Below are 18758 nucleotides of genomic sequence, written 5' to 3' on the forward strand. Positions count from 1 at the left end.
ATATACATATGTGCTTTATTGCATAAAAAACCTTGCTTTTAGAGTGGTTTCTATTATACATTTTGCAAATATTCACGCATTTATACATTAAATCATGGTTGATAAAGTTGATGGCTATTTAACGCCTTTTTTAGTCAATTTTCCTGGACTACTGTGCGTAAGAGATACGGAACATCGCATTGTATTTATAAATAATAGGTTAGAGCAGTGGGTAGAAACTTACACTAAGACTTGCTTAATAGGTAAAACATACAATGAGTTAGTTGCTGAGCGTATTATTCCTACTTGCTCTATAAAGCGAGTTTATCATCATCTGAGTATCGTTCAGGATACGCAGTCATCTAGCAATGTAATAGAGTGTCAGCTAGGAGATACAACGAGCTATTTTGATGTAGTAGAGTTTGAAACACAAGTTGGCGGTAATACCTTCTACTATATGATAGCCAAAGATATTACGGATCTTTATTGTGAAAAAGAACTGTACTTAAAAACATCATTAATTGATGAGTTGAGTGGTCTGTACAACAAGCGTTTCTTGAAAAACTATCATTTCACCGCTCAGAGTTTGATCATTTTAATTGATTTAGATAATTTTAAATTAGTGAATGATCATTACGGGCATGTAAAAGGCGATGAATTAATACAACGTTTTTCTGCATTATTACGCTCAGTGTTTCGTTCAGATGATAGTGTTATTCGCTATGGTGGTGATGAGTTTATTATTATTACTGAAAGTAATTATATTTCCGCTGTTGATAAAAGAATGTTGCTTTTAAAACAAAAGATTAGCCATGAATTTGATGAGTTTTCATTTATCACTTTCAGTTATGGTGCAGACTTTTATCAAAGTGATTTAGTCAAAACGATGAATAGCATTGATAAAAAAATGTATGAGAATAAAAAGTCAAAATTAAAACGACAATACATCACTGTCTCTCCGGCTGAAAAGTAAACAGACAGTATTTCGTTCATCTTCAATTAATTTTAAATACATAATATGTCTATTAAAAGGTTATGCATGGTGTAACAGTATTTTTCACCTTTTAATCAAAGTCACTATGCATAGGGGATATCTTATGAAGCGTTCAGTTTTAGCATTCGCAGGTATTGCAGCAGTTGCATGTATGAGTACTGCTGTATGGGCAGCAACGAACAATGCCGATGGTGTAAAGTTATACAATGAGCCAAATGTATCAGCAAAAGTATTAGAAACGGTTAAAGCTGATACGCCATTAATTACGATTTATAAGCAAGATGGTTGGGCGAAAGTCGGCAACCCAAGCAATGGTCAAACTGGTTGGATCAAGCTAGCAAACGTCAAAAATGCACAAACAGTAAAAGCGAATGTTCAGCCAAATCAGACTACAAAAACCATTAAAACAGACAATGGTGAGAAAACCGTTACTAAAGGTACGGTGCAAACCCCACAAGGTCCAATGAACTACGAAATTGTCCAGTTCCAATCTAAGGGTGATAACGCCAAAGTTGATAAAGCCTTCTTTGATCAACTACAAAAACAACAGATTGAAATGAATAACGTATTTGCCAACTCATGGAATGACATGGGCGGTATGCAAATGAACATGGCAAATTTAATGGCGCAACAACAACAGCAAATGCAAGAAATGCAAAAGCAGTTTCAACAGTTTGCGCAGCAAAACATGGCTCAGCAACCTAATCATAAAATTGAATTAAAAGATGCAGCTCCTGCTCAGCCTACAGCATCACAAACAACGACCAAATAAATGCGGTTAGCTTGTTAGGAAAGCCTCCAATAGTATTCATGACTATTGGAGGCTTTTTCATATCACGAAGAAAGCAAATGGGAAAATATAGCTTCAGTCATTATGTAATTGGGTATAATCCCTACTGTTTTCGTTTGGAGAAAATACTGTGTTGACCGATATTCATTGCCATTTAGAAAGTGTTCCGTTTGATCGATTAAATACGTTTATTGCGCAAAATGGACGTATTGGTGCTGTATCAATGACGGAAGAAAGTGCTCAGCAGTTAATCCAATTGAAGCTGCAATATCCTGACAATATTTACCTTTTCCTTGGTATTCATCCTGAAAAAGATTGTGACGAAGCGGAGATCCAAGCCGTTATCGACTTGATTTACAGTCATCGAGATCTACTTTCTGGCATTGGCGAAATTGGTATTCCGTTTTTCTATTTGGATGATAAAACCGAACCAGAAAAACATCTTATCAAACAACAGGGAAGTGTATTGTTAGAGCGTTTTATTAAGATTGCTGCAGAGCTTTCCTTACCTGTGAACCTTCATGTCGTGGAGGACGATATCCACTATGCCTTACCGATTTTGCAACGTTATCAAATAAAAGGGGCGTTATTTCATTGGTATGAGGGGAGCGATGAAAATCTTGACTTACTTCATCAACAAGGACATTTCATCTCAGTCAGCCCTTGGATTTTTGTTGAGCCACATTATTTTGAGTTTGCCAAGAAAATACCGCTTGATATGTTGCTGGTAGAGTCTGATTCACCATGTAAATACAATGGTAAAGTTGGAGAGCCAATGATGATCCATGATGTAGTGGCGGCGTTAGCAGAACATCACCAACTAGCAGTAGCGCAATTACAGCAAATAATAGAAACGAATACCCGACGCTACTTACAACTGTAAATATACTGAAGTGGGAGAGAAACAGTTTTACGTTTATGTTGTTGCAATTGTGCAGGTTTATTTATGAAGCCTTTCTAATAATAGGATATTAACGTTGGGGAAACGGCAAGATCTTATTACTGTGTCCTAGACGTTAGTTTAGTTAAAGGATTTTGTTATGGCACTTTATCGAAAGTTAGCATTAGGGCTCGGGGCTGGATTAATGGTCGGTTCATTATCAAGCGTTTTACCAACATTTCAGTTTGTCTGTTTTGTGGTTGGCTTGACGTTATGTAGCTATGTTTTGGTTGCTAAAACTCAGTCGTAGAGGAAATAGATGGCTATTCAAACGAAGTTGAAACTCTATTACTATCCCAATAATGCCAGTTTGGCACCACATTTTTTACTTCATCACGTCAATGCTAACTATGAACTGGTGTTAGTCGATAAAAAATCTGATGTGCAAAAGTCCCAATCATATTTGGCATTAAATCCCGCAGGGCGTATTCCTACCTTGGTGGTAGGGGAGCAAGCGATATTTGAAAGTGCAGCCATTTGTATTCATATTTGTGAGTTATTCCCGCAGTATCAACTGATGCCGACACTTGGTGATAGTAATCGTCCGTTATTTTTTCAGTGGTTAATGTTTTTAACAAATACACTGCAAGCACAGTTAATGGTTCGTTATTACCCACATCGTAATACTGAACAGCAAAGTGACATATTCAGTATCGTATCGGCACAAGAACAGCGCATTATTGAAACCCTTGCCATTATTAATGGTCAATTAGCGAAGAATCGCTATCTATTAGGCGATAAGCTTTCTGCCTGTGATTATTTCTTATTTATGTTGGCTGAATGGTCTTTTCCGCTGCCATCATCAACGTCATTTCCATATTTATCTCAATACTTAGAGCGTTTATTGTGTGAGCCGACGATTCAAGCCGTATGTGAGATTGAAGGTATCGATATCGCTTTAGTTCAAGCGAAGTTTCATGGCATTTAAGTAGTAGTGACAAAAAAGCTAGCGTCACTTTTTCCTCGAATACGTAGAAAAGTATCAGCTAGCTTTTTAAGTATATTAACGATGCATATTAGCAAAGTAGTGGATTGGTTTTAGACGCTTGTAATACGCCAAGTTTACACAGCAAGTCTTTCTCATTACGGGTTGGCGAACGACGGAAATAGAACAGGTATTCTGTCATTCCGATCAACTCTGATTTTTCTTCTGCTGTGAGTGCATCCACGCTATCAAGCAACAAATCAACAGATTCTAATTCCGTTAAACAACATGGCTTGCTCTTGTTGAGCTGATCGTAGAAGTACTCTAAATTCACATCACATTCTTGCTTGTAGCTCTGTCTTACTGCAATTAAACGCAGTAATGCCGTGATGTAAGCTTGGCTCATTTCTTTTGCTTCAAGCTCTGCCAATTGATTAAGTACATAGACGCGTGCAGAAATACGTAATCGCACTTCACTTAACGCTTTTTGTTGTACCCAAGCATCCCAAAATCCGGTGATCAGGGTAGATACTAGCGGGATGTAGACACGCACACTACTACGAGAAATCGACTTCTGCAGAATCGCTTTAATTACAAAGTTACTGAGGATGTCTTTACCTGTGTACAGTGCCACCTTGATGTAGCGAAACTTGCTGAATTTCTTATACGGCTTAATACCGTGAATATTTTCAACTGGCTCTGATAGTTCCATAACTGCGCGTACGAGTGATGCTTTCATCTTATCGCAGAACTGGTACTTTTCACTGGCGCGGTTAATCAAAATAGCGGTAGTAATAAAGCCCACTTCAAACAGTAAAAACAGCTCAAGACCAATAAAAATCAAGTTTACAAATGCCAACTTTAATAGGTTGTCTAAAGCTAGCCAGTTTTCCCCTAAAAGCTCTAAGTAAATCTCAAAGGAGACGATAAAAAATGTCGTGATAAATCCAATAAAGAAGGAAAGCGCAACACATAACTGACAAAGTCGTTTGTCATTGATAGTACTAAAAATGCTTTGAGTGATTGGTAAATAACGCTCAACGCGCTTCAATCCCCAACTTTCAATTTTTGCTTCAATCATGCTTCAATTATCAAGTGTGAACAGAATAAAATAATGCGTATTTAATGCGATGCGTATTTTAAGTGGCGAGGCTAGAATCACATAGCAAATTTATTTTGTAGTGCTAAAAACAAACAATAAATAAGCTAATTAGTTAAAAACAAAAAATAATGAGTTGAAAATAACTCATTATTTTTCAGATGGATAAGTATAATAAAACAGTATTTAATTGATATTGTAAATAAGTGTTACTTAGCCAGAAAACCGACGTGAGAAAGCTGCTTTTTCGCAGACTGTGCATTAGGCTCTGTTTGAGAAGTTGGTTTATTCTCAGCCTTAGGGAGTAGGCGAAATACAGGTTGACCGTCTTCTTTTCTTATAAACGCCACTTCGCGATAAAGTAAATCATCACTGTCTTTTGTCGCTGCTAAGGTTTCATCTTTTAACAAAGATAAAGGGCCAATCATTGCTGTGCAGTGATAGATTTTATGCTCGTAATTGTTAAACAGTTTACATGGCTGATCGAGCGTGAAGGTTTCACCAGGCTCTAAGTGACGGCTGTTTTCAACGGCTCGGTTAATGTCACTGATCCCTGCAGCAAATGTAGATGTTGTTCCCATTAGTAGGGCACAGGAAAGCAGTGTTAGAGATGATTTTAGTAATGTGTTGGGCATTGTTATATCCAAATAAAAGCCAATACTTTATTCGACTAAAAGTATTGGCTTTATTAGTACGATGGCTATTGCGACAGGAGTTTACTATCCGTCAGGGATAAATAAAAATACAATTATCACAGCGTAGTTTTTATCTACCACATGGTGTTTGTTGTACCATCCAAAAGCTAAGCCCAATTCTCTGTGTCTATAGACCGTAAGACGCTAACAAGTTATGAAAATACAGCGAGATACTTGCCCAAATTCGGGTGAGCCAGCCACCTTGTTGAACGTTGTTTAGCGCGACAAGTGACTCAGTTTGAATAACGTTGCCTTTATAGGTCACGGTCATTTCGCCTAATTTATCACCCTTATTAACTGGTGCTTTGATATCACGGTCAATTTGAAGCTTAGTTAGCAGATCTTTCTCATCAACACTGGAAGGAAGAACCAAGGTTAGTGGTTTATCAAGGCCTAGAGAGACAGTATTTTGTTTTCCTCCCCAAACGTTTTGTTCAGAAAGTTTGCTGTCTGCTGCATATAAGGTGTCTTGTTTGAAGAAGCGGAAGCCGTAATTGAACAGTGCCTTACTTTGAGCGGCAACATCATTCAGTGATTGTGTGCCTAGAACAACGCCTACTAACTTCATCGGGTTATTGGGTATCTCAGCAGAGCTTACCAATGAATATCCTGCAGCTTCTGTACTGCCTGTTTTCATGCCAGTCGCATATTGATAAGTGAACAATAAGCGATTGAAATTTGGCTGGCGGATATGATTGTATTCAAAGTACTTTTGACTGAAAAAATGAAAGTATTGTGGGTAGTCGTTCATGATGTGCTGTCCGAGCAGCCCAAGATCATAAGCGGTTGAGAAATGTGCAGGTGCAGGTAAGCCCATGACCGTCGTGAAATGGGTATTGTGCATGCCGAGCTTAACGGCAGTCGCGTTCATCATCGAAACGAATGAAGATTGCGAGCCTGCTACGTAATTTGCCAAGGTAACAGCGGCATCATTCCCCGATTCAACAATCACACCCTGAATAAGATCTTTCACTGATACATAAGAGCCGGGCTTCAAGAACATTCTTGAACCACCTGTGCGCCATGCAACTTCCGGCACTTGTACTTTTGAGTCTAGTGAAATCACACCGTCGGCAAGTTTTTGCTCAACAATGTACATTAGCATTAACTTGGTGGTGCTGGCTGGTGCCATACGCATGTTGGCATCATTAGAGGCAATAATCTGTCCCGTATTGGCATCCATTAGAATGAAAGCGCGTGCCTCAAGCTTAGGTGGGAATATGCCTACCTGAGCCCACTTTTGCACCATAGTTTCTGGGATCCCATTTACACCGCCTGCTTCTACTGGCGCAGAAGGCACTTGCACACTTTCTGGGATATTGGCTTTTACATCGATAGCACCGAAGCTATTGAGTGGCGCTTGAGCGTCTTTGTATTGTGTTGCCGCGTAGTAATCACTATCAGGCATGGTGTTCGCCGCATCATTGCTAGGCGTGGCAAATACTGTACTGGAGGAAAATAATGCAGCGATGGCTGCGGCTAGATAGAGCTGTTTGATAGTCGTCATAGGAGTTTTAAATTTATAGTTATTCACTAAAAGCGCAATATAAAAAACGACTAGATAGGATATTGGCTATAACCAAATCATGGTGCTTAAGTCCTGCTTTCTAGCGAACTATGCGATACCCGTGTTGGTTATAGCCTTTCGTATCTTGTCTATTCCTATTCTACCAGCAGCTCCATGATAGGAACCTGAACAACAATGATGTTTATGCAGCAGCAAATTCTGCTAATAGTTCTTTTTGGCGATCGCTTAGGTTTTGTGGTGTTTCAATGTGTAATTGAACAATTAAGTCACCAGTATTACCTTTACGATCGGTTACGCCTTTGCCTTTAAGACGGAACTTACGACCATTTTGCGTTCCTTCCGGGATCTTAAGGCTAATTGCGCCACCTAAGGTATTCACTTCGATTTTACCGCCAAGGGCTGCTGTGACGAAATCAGTGGTAGCTTTACAATGTAAATTGTTGCCTTCACGTGTGTAACGTGGGTGAGGGCGGATATTCATTTGAATATAAACATCACCTTGTGCGCCACCGTTAATACCTGGATGACCTTTACCACTTAAACGGATACGACCGCCATCTTCGATACCTGCTGGGATCTTGATGTTGAGTTTTTTGTTTACTTGGGTGTTGCCTTCAAATACAGGTAAATCAATTACACGAGAAGCGCCATTGATAGCATCTTCTAAATCGATTTCCATGGTGTATTGTAGATCTTCACCTTTTTGAGGACGTGTTGAATGACGGCTACCGAAGCCACCACGACCACCGCGTGCATTAGAGAACATATCGCCAAACGCACCGCCGAAAATATCTTCAAAATCAGCGTAATTACCACCACCGAAGCCACCATTAAAGCCTTGATGACCACCGCCATGATGTCCGCCACCCATTCCTGGGTTATCAAACGCAGCGTGACCAAATTGATCATAAGCAGCACGTTTTTCTTTGTCAGTTAAAATCTCGTAAGCTGCTTTTACTTCTTTGAATTTGTCAGCAGCAGTTGGATCATCCGGATTTTTATCTGGGTGAAACTTCATTGCGAGCTTTTTGTAAGCTTTCTTAATTTCTTTTTCTGATGCAGTTTTGGCGACACCAAGAACTTCATAAAAATCACGTTTTGACATTGGTAACACCTCTTATCCCAACTGAGATAACTATCTGGAACATTCGATGGCTTATCATACCCAAAAACGATAATTGGTTTAAGCGTATTGAATGGTGAAAAGGCACAGATAGTTAGCCAAATTAGATTTACGTTTTACTGGTTGTTATTGCAGAAAAGGGCGAGAGAGATGATCTCTACGCCCGTATCTATTCTTAGCGATAGAATGCTATCACTGATAGCATTCTATCTATAGCAATTACTTCACTTCTTCAAACTCTGCATCAACAACATCGTCGTCTTTTGCATTGCTCTGAGCATCAGCTTGTTGCTGAGTGTTCGCTTGAGTTTGAGCATGTTCCATCAGCTTTTGCGCTGCAGCCATTAGTGCTTGAGTATTTTGCTCAATGACGTCTTTGTCGTCGCCAGATTTCACATTCTCAAGTGCAGTAATTGCGCTCTCAACTTGCTCTTTATCAGCGGCTGGAAGTGCATCACCTGCTTCTGTTAATTGCTTACGTGTACTGTGGATCATGTGGTCAGCTTGGTTACGCGCGGTAACCAGTTGTTCAAATTGCATGTCAGCGTCTTTGTTTGCTTCAGCTTCTTGAACCATTTTCTCAATCTCAGCCTCAGTTAAACCACCTGATGCTTGAATCGTGATTTTTTGCGCTTTACCGGTAGCCTTATCCGTTGCAGAAACATTCAAGATACCATCAGCATCTAAGTCGAATGTCACTTCAATTTGCGGCATACCACGAGGTGCTGCTTGAATTCCTTCAAGGTTGAATTGACCAAGTGATTTATTGTGCATCGCTTGCTTACGTTCACCTTGTAGTACGTGAATGGTTACTGCACTTTGGTTATCTTCCGCCGTAGAGAACACTTGTTCTGCTTTAGTTGGGATGGTGGTGTTCTTATCAATCAATGTTGTCATCACACCACCCATGGTTTCGATACCAAAGGATAGTGGTGTTACATCAAGAAGAAGCACATCTTTCACATCACCAGCTAATACACCACCTTGAATTGCAGCGCCCATAGCGACAGCTTCATCAGGGTTTACGTCTTTACGCGGCTCTTTACCAAAGAAATCAGCAACGGTTTTCTGTACTAATGGCATACGTGTTTGACCACCCACTAAGATAACGTCTGTGATGTCATTCACGCTCAAGTTAGCATCTTTTAGCGCTGATTTTACAGGGCTTAAAGTACCTTGTACTAGCTCATCAACCAGTGATTCCAATTTTGCACGTGTGATCTTAATATTCAAATGCTTAGGACCTGTTGCGTCCGCTGTCACATAAGGTAAGTTCACATCTGTTTGTTGTGCAGAAGAAAGCTCAATTTTTGCTTTTTCAGCGGCTTCTTTTACACGTTGCATTGCAAGTGGATCATTACGTAGATCGATGCCTTGCTCTTTCTTAAATTCATCAACAAGGTAGTTGATCAAACGAGTATCGAAATCTTCACCACCTAAGTGAGTATCACCATTGGTTGCCAATACTTCGAATGTTTGCTCGCCATCAACGTTATCAATCTCGATGATTGAAATATCGAAAGTACCACCACCTAAGTCGTACACAGCGATAGTGCGATCGCCACCTTTTTTATCTAGACCATACGCAAGTGCAGCTGCTGTTGGCTCGTTGATAATACGTTTAACTTCAAGCCCTGCGATACGACCAGCATCTTTGGTTGCCTGACGCTGAGCATCGTTAAAGTAAGCAGGAACAGTAATTACCGCGGCAGTGACTTTTTCACCTAGGTATTCTTCTGCTGTTTTCTTCATTTTCTTCAGAACTTCAGCAGATACTTGAGGCGCAGCCATTTTCTGACCTTTCGCTTCCACCCATGCATCACCATTGTCTGCTTTAACAATTTTGTATGGCATAACTGAAAGGTCACGTTGAATTTCTTCGTCTTCAAAACGACGACCGATCAAACGCTTAATTGCAAATAGCGTATTTTCTGGGTTTGTTACCGCTTGACGTTTTGCTGGTTGACCAACAAGGGTTTCACCATCGGTGTAAGCAATAACAGAGGCGGTTGTACGTTCGCCTTCGGCGTTTTCAATCACGCGTGGCATGTCGCCGTCTAATACAGAAACACAAGAGTTAGTTGTACCTAAGTCAATACCGATAATTTTACTCATAAATTTTTTCCTTAATATATCGCATTGATTAGTTATTCTTATCTGAACTATGTTCGATATTTTAATGAAGATAAGAAAGATCCACTTGATGAAGTGGCATCAAGATGAAGTATCAATGCAATTTAAATACGATTTCCCGATAGGGGATAAATATGATGAGCTATCAACCAGTCGATACTTAGTCGAAATACAAGGGTGATAGCTCTTTACTCTGTTATCTATTCAAGGCTAATAAATAGCGCTGAGATTACTCTTCAGTTGGCAGTGTTGCTGCCTTACCGATAGCAATTTTACGTGGTTGCATCGCTTCTGGTACTTCACGCTCTAAGTCGATATGAAGTAGACCATTTTCTAAGTTAGCACCAACCACTTTTACGTAATCCGCAAGTTGGAATTTACGTTCAAAGTTGCGCTCTGCAATACCTTGATAGATAAAGTTCTTGTTTTCTTCAGGAGCCTTAGTTCCTGTTACAACAAGCATATTTTCATTTTGAGTAAGATCTAAGCGATCTTCGGAGAAACCAGCAACAGCCATTGTGATGCGGTAGTTATTCTCATCAGTTTGCTCGATATTGTACGGAGGGTATCCGGTTGCTTGTGCTTTGTTACTGCTTGCTTCAACTAGGTTGAATAAGCGATCAAAACCAATAGCGTGGCGGTATAGGGGAGTGAAATCTACATTACGCATAGTAACTATCCTCAATAATAAGCAATAGTCTTAGTGTCAACAGAAGATATATAAAGCTGTCGTTTTACACTAAGCGGATCGATTAAGTGATCCGATAAAACAGAACTAATAAGGCATTCCCTAATCAGGCGAATCTTACTAGCATTTAGAACTCCATTTGGCAGTTCGTGTAATTAATATATGCTTCCGGAGTTGTTCGGTCAACACATTTTAATAAGTTTTTCTAATCTTTTTGTTGGTATTTGTGTAACTAATTGATTTTACAAATTAACCAAGATTAAAAAAGTTGAGCATTAACAAAATTAAGCCACTTATAAGCCTGAATCGACGCGAGATTGAATACAATCTTGCTGCTCTTCATATAAAAATAAGGGCGATATTTGCCTTTTCAAGGGGAAAGGTGAGAAGAGTTCAATCTTTTCGATTTGAAGTTGAACCTAATAACCGTCTGAGGTATTTCATTAAAAAGTGAACGGATTGTCTTGTTATTGCGTATAAATTTGATGACCTTTATAACGTCAGCAGTACTCCTGCTCTACACTAAAATAGCAAGGCTGATAATTCTAATATGCTGATTAGGGATGGAATGCATGCATGTAATAGTAAGGCGAACATTGCCCTTAGTGATTATCGCAATCTTTATTGCGTTGTCTGTTTTACTGCTCAATAACAAAAAACGCCCTGAACAACAAAAAGTCCAAGTGAGAACGCCCGTTCTTGAAGTGATCAGAATAGAAAAACAAGACGTCCAACTCTCGGTAGATTCTTATGGCGTAGTAGAGCCCAAATATAAAGCGGAAGTGGTTTCAGAAGTTATCGGTTCCGTTAACTATATTTCACCCGATTTCGCAGTGGGTAAGTTTGTTAGTAAAGGTGAGCTGTTAGCCCGATTAGATGACAGCGATTACCATGCGGATCTCGCACAAGCTGAAGCATCTTTAGCACAGGCTCAAGCCAAACTGAAAGAAGAAATTGCCCGAGGGAAAGTGGCAAAAAAGACTCTGCGTGATGTTTCGCCTAATAAGAAGACCGCATTAGGTTTACGAGAGCCACAACGAAAACAAGAAGAAGCCAATGTAAAGTTTGCTAAAGCGGGTGTCGAGCGTGCTAAACGTAGTTTAGCCAAAACCGAAATCCGTGCACCATTTGATGCGCTAGTCAAAATGAAGAACATCAATATGGGGAGTTACTTAACCCAAGGTAAGTTAATTGGCGAGCTATATGGTACTGAAACTGCTGAAATTCGCTTACCTATTACCCCAAATTCTTTTTCATATCTGGATCTCAATCGGTTAGATAGCCGAAAACTGAATATTGAAGCGCAATATGGCGATATACAAATCAATCATTGGGCCGCGAAACTTGTACGTAATGAAGGGATCATCGATAAAGATAATCGGATGATTTACCTTATCGCTGAAGTCGATGATCCTTATAACTTAAAATCTCCGCTTGATAAGTCATCGATCAAATCCATCTCATCATTATCTACCTCGTCACCGTCTCTCACTTTACCTGTTTTGCAGTTTGGCACCTTTGTTACCACGACTATTCAAGGCAAGAAAGTCAAAGATGTCATCAAGTTACCTCGTCACGTTGTTCGCTCAGAGCAAGTTATCGTGGTAGATAGCCAAAATAAAACCCAAACCCGTCAGGTAAATGTAGTTCGCTCCGATAATGAAAATGCGTATGTAATCGGTGGGTTAGAAGATGGCGAGTTTGTTTCACTCATCAGATCTGACAGTTTAATTGATGGTACAGAAGTCAAAACTGTAATGAGTCAAAGCTACACGCCAGAGATCGCACCGTTAATGGCTGCAGAGCCTAAAGTGGTGAATGCGGGAGAATCGCCATGAAGCAAAAGGGATTGATTGCATGGTTTGCCCATAACCATGTTGCAGCGAACTTATTGATGCTGGTGGTGATGCTTGGTGGTTTGTTTTCCATTAGTTTGATCAATAAAGAGATTTTTCCTGCCTTTGCTTTAAATAGGATCATGATCTCGGCGAGCTATCCCGGCGCTTCACCAGAAGATATAGAGCAAAGTATTAACGTTAAAATAGAGCAGTCGTTAGATAACGTTAAAAACATTAAACGCATACAATCTGTGGCGTCACAAGGCTCAGCCTCTTTAACTTTAGAACTAGAGTCTGAAGCTGATCTTGAACAAGTATTAGATGATGTAAAACAGCAAATTGAGGCCATATCCACCTTTCCCGTTAATATGGAAACACCGTTAGTTAAACGGGCAGGATTTACCAGCAATGTTGTTTTCATCTCGCTTTATGGCAATTTGAATGAACGCCAATTAAAAGAATATGCAAAGCAAGTTAGAGACGATATTTTGCAGCAAACAGATGCATCTGATGTTGTTGTATCTGGCGTTAAAGATTATGAAATTGCCATTGATGTCTCTGAAAATGCACTGCGCAAATACGGTTTAACGTTTGAGCAGGTAGCGCAAGTTGTGCAGCAGCGTTCGATCGATTTACCTGGTGGCATGATCAAAGCCAAAGACGGTGACTTACTGGTTCGTACCAATGGTCAGTTATATAACGGTGATGGGTTTTCATCGATAGTGCTGCAAACTCGCCCTGACGGTAGTCGGTTATACCTATCTGATGTTGCGACTATTTCTGATGATTTTATCGAAGATCGTATTTTAAACCGTTTCAACCGCGAACGTGCTGCGGTGATCCAAGTACGTAATCTCACCGATGAAGATGCCACTAAAATTGCCGAACAAGTGGGTAACTACGTCGAACAAGCACAAACCAAATTACCAACAGGCGTATATTTAGATTCATGGGGTGATATGTCCCATTATTTGGAAGGGCGTTTGAATATGATGCTTTCCAATATGTTCTACGGCGGTATTTTAGTCTTTATTATTTTGGCGCTCTTTCTTGATATCCGCGTTGCTTTTTGGGTTATCCTCGGCATTCCTTTTTGCTTTCTTGGTACTTTGCTTTTCATGCCAACACCGCTGGTGGCAGTTTCCATTAATTTGATCTCCCTATTTGGCTTTATTTTGGTTCTCGGGATAGTGGTGGATGATGCCATAGTGGTTGGCGAAAGTGTTTACAGTGAAGTTGAAGACAAAGGACAAAGCATTGATAACGTCATTGCAGGGGCGAAGAAAGTCGCTATTCCTGCTACGTTTGGGGTGTTAACAACCATGGCAGCATTTATCCCTATGTTGATTTCGGATGCGCCTCGTACTGAGTTTTTCAAAGCTATCGCATGGGTTGTATTGCTGTGTTTAACCTTTTCATTAATTGAATCAAAATTAATCTTACCTGCACATTTAGCAAGAGCGCGATTAGCACAAGGAAAGTCGCGAACCAATGCATTATCACGGCTTAAACAGCGTTTTAACTTGGCGGTTGATCGGTTTATCAATCAGGGTTATCGCCGTTTTATCTCAGTATGTATTGTGCATCGTTACAGTGTGCTAGCGACGTTTAGCGGTATTTTGATGCTAGCGATAGCCTTAGTAGCAAGTGGACAATTACGCTGGGTCTTTTTCCCAAATCTTCCTTCGGATTATATTCAGGTGAATGTTGATATGAATGCCTCTTCATCGGATGAAAATAACGCCAAAGTTGCAGCCCAAATAGAAGAGGCGTTGTATCAAACCGATGCCCAAATTTATCAAGAACTTGGTGTACATGTGGTTAAGCATTCTTATATTAATATGGAGAACCGCCAAGACTTATTCATTCTTGCTGAACTGCATAAAACCGAGACATTGCCTATTACTAGTTTTGAGATCTTAAAGCAGTGGCAAGCTCAAATGCCGCCATTAGTGGGCGTGAAAAACATAACCTTTGAAGCCTCTATTGGGCGAAAACAAAGTGATTTGCAGTTTAGTTTAAAAGGGGAGGATTTAGCTCAGTTGGCGCAAGCTTCAAAAGCGATGCAGCAATTGCTCTATCAATATGATGGCACACTGAATATCAAAGATGATCTTTCGTCACCCACACCAGAAGTGAAACTGCAACTCACTAAAGCAGGGGAAGCATTAGGATTGTCGTTAGCCTCATTAGCCAGCCAAGTGCGTCATGGGTTTTATGGTTATGAAGTGCAGCGTGTGCTGCGAAATAATGAAGAAGTAAAGGTCATGGTGCGTTATCCCCAACAAGAGCGCAGCACGATAGGCTATTTAGAAAACATGAAAGTGGCATTACCCAATGGGCGCTTTGTCCCTTTTACTGAAGTCGCAAAAGCGAATATTGAATCGTCATATACCAGTATCAATCGGGTAGATAACCAACGCTCGGTGATTGTTTCTGCTAACGTTGATAAATCACAAACCTCACCGTCAGATATTTATAACGACATACTAGATAATAAGTTAGATAAGTTAAGACAGGCATTTCCAAATGTGAAATTCGCTTTAGATGGGCGAGCTAAGGATGAAAAGAATACTAAAGGTCGTTTGATCCGAGATTCGATATTGGCACTGTTCACTATCTTCGCATTAATGGCGATCCCGTTACGCTCATACAGTCAGCCTTTGATCATTATGTCGGTGATCCCATTTGGCATTATTGGTGCCATTGCAGGGCATTACTTAGCCGGACTTACCTTAAATCTGCTCAGTGTGTTTGGCATATTGGCGTTGGCAGGGGTGGTGGTGAATGATTCACTGGTGCTAGTTACCTTTATTAATCGGGCATTAAAGCAAGGTGTAGCGTTAGATCAAGCCGTGGTCGATGCTGGATGTTCGCGATTTAGAGCGATAGTGTTAACCTCGCTAACGACTTTCTTCGGACTTGCGCCAATTTTGCTAGAAGATAGCCTACAAGCGCAGATTGTGATCCCAATGGCGACCTCATTAGCGTTCGGTATTTTGTTTGCTACCGTTGTTACACTGTTACTTGTCCCTTCGCTATATTTGATTTTGGCAGATATTAAAAGAGGGATGAAACGGTTTTATCATTGGTGGTGGCAACCACGTACTTTTGAGTAATGTTGTAAATAAATACACTTAGAACGTGGTTTGAGCCACTCAATTTGGTTTAGTTAGAAGCCAAAACCAACACCAGCAGAAACGCCAGTATCATGTTCAGAATCATCTGAAGCAGCCACAGTGACAATGCCACGTTTGCCCACATCAAACTTACCACCAATGGCAATCGCATTTTGGTGATCGTAACTAGCCGTACCTAAACCAAAGGTATAGTGATAGCCTTGGCGCATTGGAATTGCACTCATTGCCATTGCGCTAGCAATACCAGCATTAGCTTGGTCATGAACACGATCAATATCTTTGCTTAATGCATTAAAACGTTGATCTGTGTATTTGTTAGCGGCACTTAATGTGGATGCTGCATTTTGATCACTATAGTGATTAGCTTGTTCAACAGCGTTATGAGTCTGCGCATTAGTGTAACTATTAGCTTGGTGCAGCGTTGTTGCCGCTTTATTGTTGGTGTACTGATTTGCTTTTTTTACCGCTTGCGTTTCATCTTGATCGGCATGTAGGTTCGTTTGTTTAATTGCATTCGTTGTTTGGGAATTCGTATAATTATTTGCTTGTGTAATGCCTTGATGAAGCTGGCTTACATTGACAGCATCGGTTTCAGCAATACCCGCATGAACATGCTCTAAACGACGTTGCGTTGTACTGTTACCAAACGAAACTTGCCCATCCGTTGATACAGACTGATTACCGATCGCAATAGAGCCGGGAGTACCTGATGCAGTCGCACTATTACCGATTGTGATGTCTTTTTCACCTGCGGTTGCTTTTGTACCGATTGCCATCGAATAGTTACCGTCAGCTTTACTACTTGTGCCAACTGCCATGGCATAAGCACCTTTTGCTTCACTTGTCGTACCCATAGCGGTTGTTGAATAACCTGTCGCTTTTGCGCTAGAGCCAAAAGCGATTGACGCATTACCGTCAGCCGCCGAAGTTGAGCCAAACGCCTCGGTTTGAACGCCTTTTGCGGTTGCACCAGAACCAAAAGAAGAAGAGCTGTTACCATAAGTTTGGGCATTTGAACCAAATGATGCAGACTGATCGCCTTTACTTTTCGCTGCAATACCCACAGCAACAGCGGCATCACCATCGGCATCAGAAGAATAACCTTCAGCGACACTGGATTGTCCTTTTGCTGATGCGGCATAACCAATAGATACGGAATTATTGCTATTGGTAACAGCAGTATTATCACCAATCATGACGTTATTAGAGTATTGAGCACCTTTAGGTAATACTTCGGTTTGTTGTTCGCCTAATTTAATACTGTGTGCAAAGCAGGGTAATGTAAAAAACGACAATAATAAGTAAGTTGCTTTATTTGTTCGCATAATATGATCTCCAATATTTTTATTGGCATGAGCATATAGAGAACAATCATGGAGCGAATATAGATAGGAATAGAATGAAAGATATCAAAAATAGAATTCATGCATAAAATTAGAGAATTATGCAATCACAAGGCATGTTTAATTAATAAATAGCGAAAAATGTCAATTTTTTGACTGGTTTGATGCAAATTAGATAAACGAGATAATATTTCCGTTATTAGCTTAATATGAAAAAAGCGTTATTTATGACTTATTTTCACTGCTTTTATCTTTATTCTTTTTGTCAGTTAAACATTCTGTGTAATCGTTAAATCCTTTACTTTGACACTGAATCACACTCTCTTTGAGTTTATTAAGCTCGGCTTTGTTACGCACAGAATACACAGTGCCATTAGTACAAGAGATAGTGATCATGCCATTAGGTGCAAACTGGTAGCCTTCAACCTCACTACCGCAAGGATTAAAATCAATACCTGCATCAACGCTGACCTTTTTCGGCACAACTCTGACATTCTCTGTCACGCAGCCAGTTAAGCTCATAGGAGCTATGATAAGTAGTAAAAGGGCAGAAGTGGGCTTCATGTATATTTCCTGTCTGTGTTATCGCCATAAATTATGGAGAGTCTTGCTAGTAGATGCAATAACAGCAGTTGCTTGCTTATCTTTCTTGTTTCGTGACAGAATTTCAGCCTTCTTTGACTACTTTTTGCATGAATAATGATCCAATTAGGTCGGAATTACCATTTCTCGATGATAGTCGGTAGAATAGCTTAGTAGATTTTTGTTAAGTTAATTAAAGCCTTGCGAATTTTTAATGATGTTATACCCAAGTGACTGGGTATGTTTATCAAAAGGGAGCAAAGATATGTTAAATGATCTGCTGTGGTTTGTTCCTTTTGTCGCTTTATTTTTGATCTTCAATTTATTTATTATAAAGCGCAGATCGCTGCGTCGAGAAAGTAGTTTCTCTGCTTTGAAAAATCGCATTGTATCCAGTGTTCAAGCGATGAGAGACGTTGAAGATGAAGTTGAAGACGATGAAACCGAAGCAGAAGTAGAACCAGAGCCGCCAGTAACGACAAAAAAAGCAGTGAAGCCTAAATCTGCAAAGAAACCAAGAAAGTTGAAACCAGAAGAGCACAACAATGCTCAAATTGATGGTGAACATTGGCTTCATGAAAAAGCGAAACGAACACGAAGTAAAAAAGCGTAATAGATAGGAACAGATATGACCAAAAGAGAAAAAAAGCTGTGGACAGGTTATAACTGGTTTGACGTCATCATTAGAATTGCCGTGCTTTTGGCGCTGGTTTACGTAGCTATGATGATCAAAGATTTCTTCGCCGTTGATGCCTGTTTAGACGCCGGTAACAGTTTTAACTATGAAACTGATAGCTGCGAAATGGACGTTTAGACTCCGTACCTCACTATTTTAATTACACTCAAACTAGGGATATTTAACCCGTTAAATATCCCTCTTTCCGCTAAATACCAGCAAAATCCTGCTTATTTTTATCTAACTTTACGTCTTTAGTTGAGAAAAAATCCATCTCGTCATATA

The 18758-nt window shown here is 40.0% G+C and carries 17 protein-coding genes; 9 read left to right on the forward strand and 8 right to left on the reverse strand.

Annotated elements, in window-relative coordinates; translation table 11 throughout:
* Positions 1-94 precede the first annotated feature (94 nt).
* The 5 genes from E5A76_RS03770 to E5A76_RS03785 all read left to right on the forward strand — a co-directional run bounded on the left by E5A76_RS03770 (position 95) and on the right by E5A76_RS03785 (position 3631).
* Positions 95-952: a GGDEF domain-containing protein gene (locus tag E5A76_RS03770; protein WP_053988844.1), complete on the forward strand. Its 858-nt coding sequence runs from the start codon at positions 95-97 to the stop codon at positions 950-952.
* 124 nt (positions 953-1076) lie between these two features.
* Positions 1077-1745: an SH3 domain-containing protein gene (locus tag E5A76_RS03775; protein WP_161118139.1), complete on the forward strand. Its 669-nt coding sequence runs from the start codon at positions 1077-1079 to the stop codon at positions 1743-1745.
* A gap of 148 nt (positions 1746-1893) precedes the next feature.
* On the forward strand, positions 1894-2646 hold the full coding sequence (locus E5A76_RS03780) for a TatD family hydrolase (RefSeq protein WP_161118140.1): 753 nt from the start codon (positions 1894-1896) through the stop codon (positions 2644-2646).
* A gap of 157 nt (positions 2647-2803) precedes the next feature.
* Positions 2804-2953, forward strand: a complete 150-nt coding sequence (locus E5A76_RS20355) for a hypothetical protein (RefSeq protein WP_164488059.1) — start codon at positions 2804-2806, stop codon at positions 2951-2953.
* Positions 2954-2962: 9 nt separating this feature from the next.
* Positions 2963-3631: a glutathione S-transferase family protein gene (locus E5A76_RS03785; protein ID WP_161118141.1), complete on the forward strand. Its 669-nt coding sequence runs from the start codon at positions 2963-2965 to the stop codon at positions 3629-3631.
* A gap of 88 nt (positions 3632-3719) precedes the next feature.
* On the opposite strand, the gene E5A76_RS03790 is transcribed toward E5A76_RS03785, so the two are convergent.
* The 6 genes from E5A76_RS03790 to E5A76_RS03815 form a co-directional block, all read right to left on the reverse strand.
* A complete protein-coding gene (locus E5A76_RS03790) occupies positions 3720-4709 on the reverse strand; it encodes an LBF_2804 family protein (RefSeq protein ID WP_008989047.1) in 990 nt (329 codons plus the stop codon).
* Between the two features lie 227 nt (positions 4710-4936).
* Positions 4937-5362 carry a hypothetical protein gene (locus tag E5A76_RS03795; RefSeq protein WP_043129447.1) on the reverse strand — a complete coding sequence of 142 codons (426 nt, stop codon included), beginning with the start codon at positions 5360-5362 and terminating at the stop codon, positions 4937-4939.
* A 187-nt stretch (positions 5363-5549) separates the two neighbouring features.
* A complete protein-coding gene (locus E5A76_RS03800; RefSeq protein WP_161118142.1) occupies positions 5550-6929 on the reverse strand; it encodes a D-alanyl-D-alanine carboxypeptidase family protein in 1380 nt (459 codons plus the stop codon).
* Positions 6930-7131: 202 nt separating this feature from the next.
* Positions 7132-8055 carry a DnaJ C-terminal domain-containing protein gene (locus E5A76_RS03805; protein ID WP_023934764.1) on the reverse strand — a complete coding sequence of 308 codons (924 nt, stop codon included), beginning with the start codon at positions 8053-8055 and terminating at the stop codon, positions 7132-7134.
* 237 nt (positions 8056-8292) lie between these two features.
* Entirely contained in the window at positions 8293-10188 is a 1896-nt protein-coding gene (gene dnaK / locus E5A76_RS03810) for a molecular chaperone DnaK (protein WP_161118143.1), read from the reverse strand.
* Positions 10189-10435: 247 nt separating this feature from the next.
* The gene (locus tag E5A76_RS03815) at positions 10436-10876 is read right to left on the reverse strand and encodes an Hsp20 family protein (RefSeq protein WP_006644850.1); all 441 of its coding nucleotides are present in this window, start codon (positions 10874-10876) and stop codon (positions 10436-10438) included.
* 590 nt (positions 10877-11466) lie between these two features.
* Between E5A76_RS03815 and E5A76_RS03820 the strand changes: the two genes are divergently transcribed.
* Positions 11467-12732, forward strand: a complete 1266-nt coding sequence (locus E5A76_RS03820; protein WP_161118144.1) for an efflux RND transporter periplasmic adaptor subunit — start codon at positions 11467-11469, stop codon at positions 12730-12732.
* Entirely contained in the window at positions 12729-15851 is a 3123-nt protein-coding gene (locus tag E5A76_RS03825; protein ID WP_161118145.1) for an efflux RND transporter permease subunit, read from the forward strand. Before E5A76_RS03820 ends, E5A76_RS03825 begins: the two co-directional genes overlap by 4 nt.
* Before the next feature lie 53 nt (positions 15852-15904).
* Here E5A76_RS03825 and E5A76_RS03830 read toward each other — a convergent pair whose 3' ends face one another.
* A complete protein-coding gene (locus E5A76_RS03830) occupies positions 15905-17197 on the reverse strand; it encodes a YadA-like family protein (RefSeq protein ID WP_161118146.1) in 1293 nt (430 codons plus the stop codon).
* Between the two features lie 243 nt (positions 17198-17440).
* Positions 17441-17779, reverse strand: a complete 339-nt coding sequence (locus E5A76_RS03835) for a hypothetical protein (protein WP_237459151.1) — start codon at positions 17777-17779, stop codon at positions 17441-17443.
* Positions 17780-18062: 283 nt separating this feature from the next.
* Between E5A76_RS03835 and E5A76_RS03840 the strand changes: the two genes are divergently transcribed.
* Positions 18063-18410 (forward strand): hypothetical protein, encoded by a 348-nt coding sequence (locus tag E5A76_RS03840; protein WP_161118147.1) that lies wholly within the window; start codon positions 18063-18065, stop codon positions 18408-18410.
* A gap of 15 nt (positions 18411-18425) precedes the next feature.
* A complete protein-coding gene (locus E5A76_RS03845) occupies positions 18426-18611 on the forward strand; it encodes a hypothetical protein (RefSeq protein ID WP_161118148.1) in 186 nt (61 codons plus the stop codon).
* Positions 18612-18758 lie beyond the last annotated feature (147 nt).

It is taken from the genome of Photobacterium lucens (assembly GCF_009873615.1).
Lineage (GTDB): Bacteria > Pseudomonadota > Gammaproteobacteria > Enterobacterales > Vibrionaceae > Photobacterium > Photobacterium lucens.

Excerpts from the sequence above, each read along its gene's own strand:
- E5A76_RS03770 (WP_053988844.1), top strand. The coding sequence starts at position 95 with ATGGTTGATAAAGTTGATGGCTATTTAACGCCTTTTTTAGTCAATTTT.
- E5A76_RS03775 (WP_161118139.1), top strand. The coding sequence starts at position 1,077 with ATGAAGCGTTCAGTTTTAGCATTCGCAGGTATTGCAGCAGTTGCATGT.
- E5A76_RS20355 (WP_164488059.1), top strand. The coding sequence starts at position 2,804 with ATGGCACTTTATCGAAAGTTAGCATTAGGGCTCGGGGCTGGATTAATG.
- E5A76_RS03785 (WP_161118141.1), top strand. The coding sequence starts at position 2,963 with ATGGCTATTCAAACGAAGTTGAAACTCTATTACTATCCCAATAATGCC.
- E5A76_RS03790 (WP_008989047.1), bottom strand. The coding sequence starts at position 4,709 with ATGATTGAAGCAAAAATTGAAAGTTGGGGATTGAAGCGCGTTGAGCGT.
- E5A76_RS03795 (WP_043129447.1), bottom strand. The coding sequence starts at position 5,362 with ATGCCCAACACATTACTAAAATCATCTCTAACACTGCTTTCCTGTGCC.
- E5A76_RS03800 (WP_161118142.1), bottom strand. The coding sequence starts at position 6,929 with ATGACGACTATCAAACAGCTCTATCTAGCCGCAGCCATCGCTGCATTA.
- E5A76_RS03805 (WP_023934764.1), bottom strand. The coding sequence starts at position 8,055 with ATGTCAAAACGTGATTTTTATGAAGTTCTTGGTGTCGCCAAAACTGCA.
- dnaK (WP_161118143.1), bottom strand. The coding sequence starts at position 10,188 with ATGAGTAAAATTATCGGTATTGACTTAGGTACAACTAACTCTTGTGTT.
- E5A76_RS03815 (WP_006644850.1), bottom strand. The coding sequence starts at position 10,876 with ATGCGTAATGTAGATTTCACTCCCCTATACCGCCACGCTATTGGTTTT.
- E5A76_RS03820 (WP_161118144.1), top strand. The coding sequence starts at position 11,467 with ATGCATGTAATAGTAAGGCGAACATTGCCCTTAGTGATTATCGCAATC.
- E5A76_RS03825 (WP_161118145.1), top strand. The coding sequence starts at position 12,729 with ATGAAGCAAAAGGGATTGATTGCATGGTTTGCCCATAACCATGTTGCA.
- E5A76_RS03830 (WP_161118146.1), bottom strand. The coding sequence starts at position 17,197 with ATGCGAACAAATAAAGCAACTTACTTATTATTGTCGTTTTTTACATTA.
- E5A76_RS03835 (WP_237459151.1), bottom strand. The coding sequence starts at position 17,779 with ATGAAGCCCACTTCTGCCCTTTTACTACTTATCATAGCTCCTATGAGC.
- E5A76_RS03840 (WP_161118147.1), top strand. The coding sequence starts at position 18,063 with ATGTTAAATGATCTGCTGTGGTTTGTTCCTTTTGTCGCTTTATTTTTG.
- E5A76_RS03845 (WP_161118148.1), top strand. The coding sequence starts at position 18,426 with ATGACCAAAAGAGAAAAAAAGCTGTGGACAGGTTATAACTGGTTTGAC.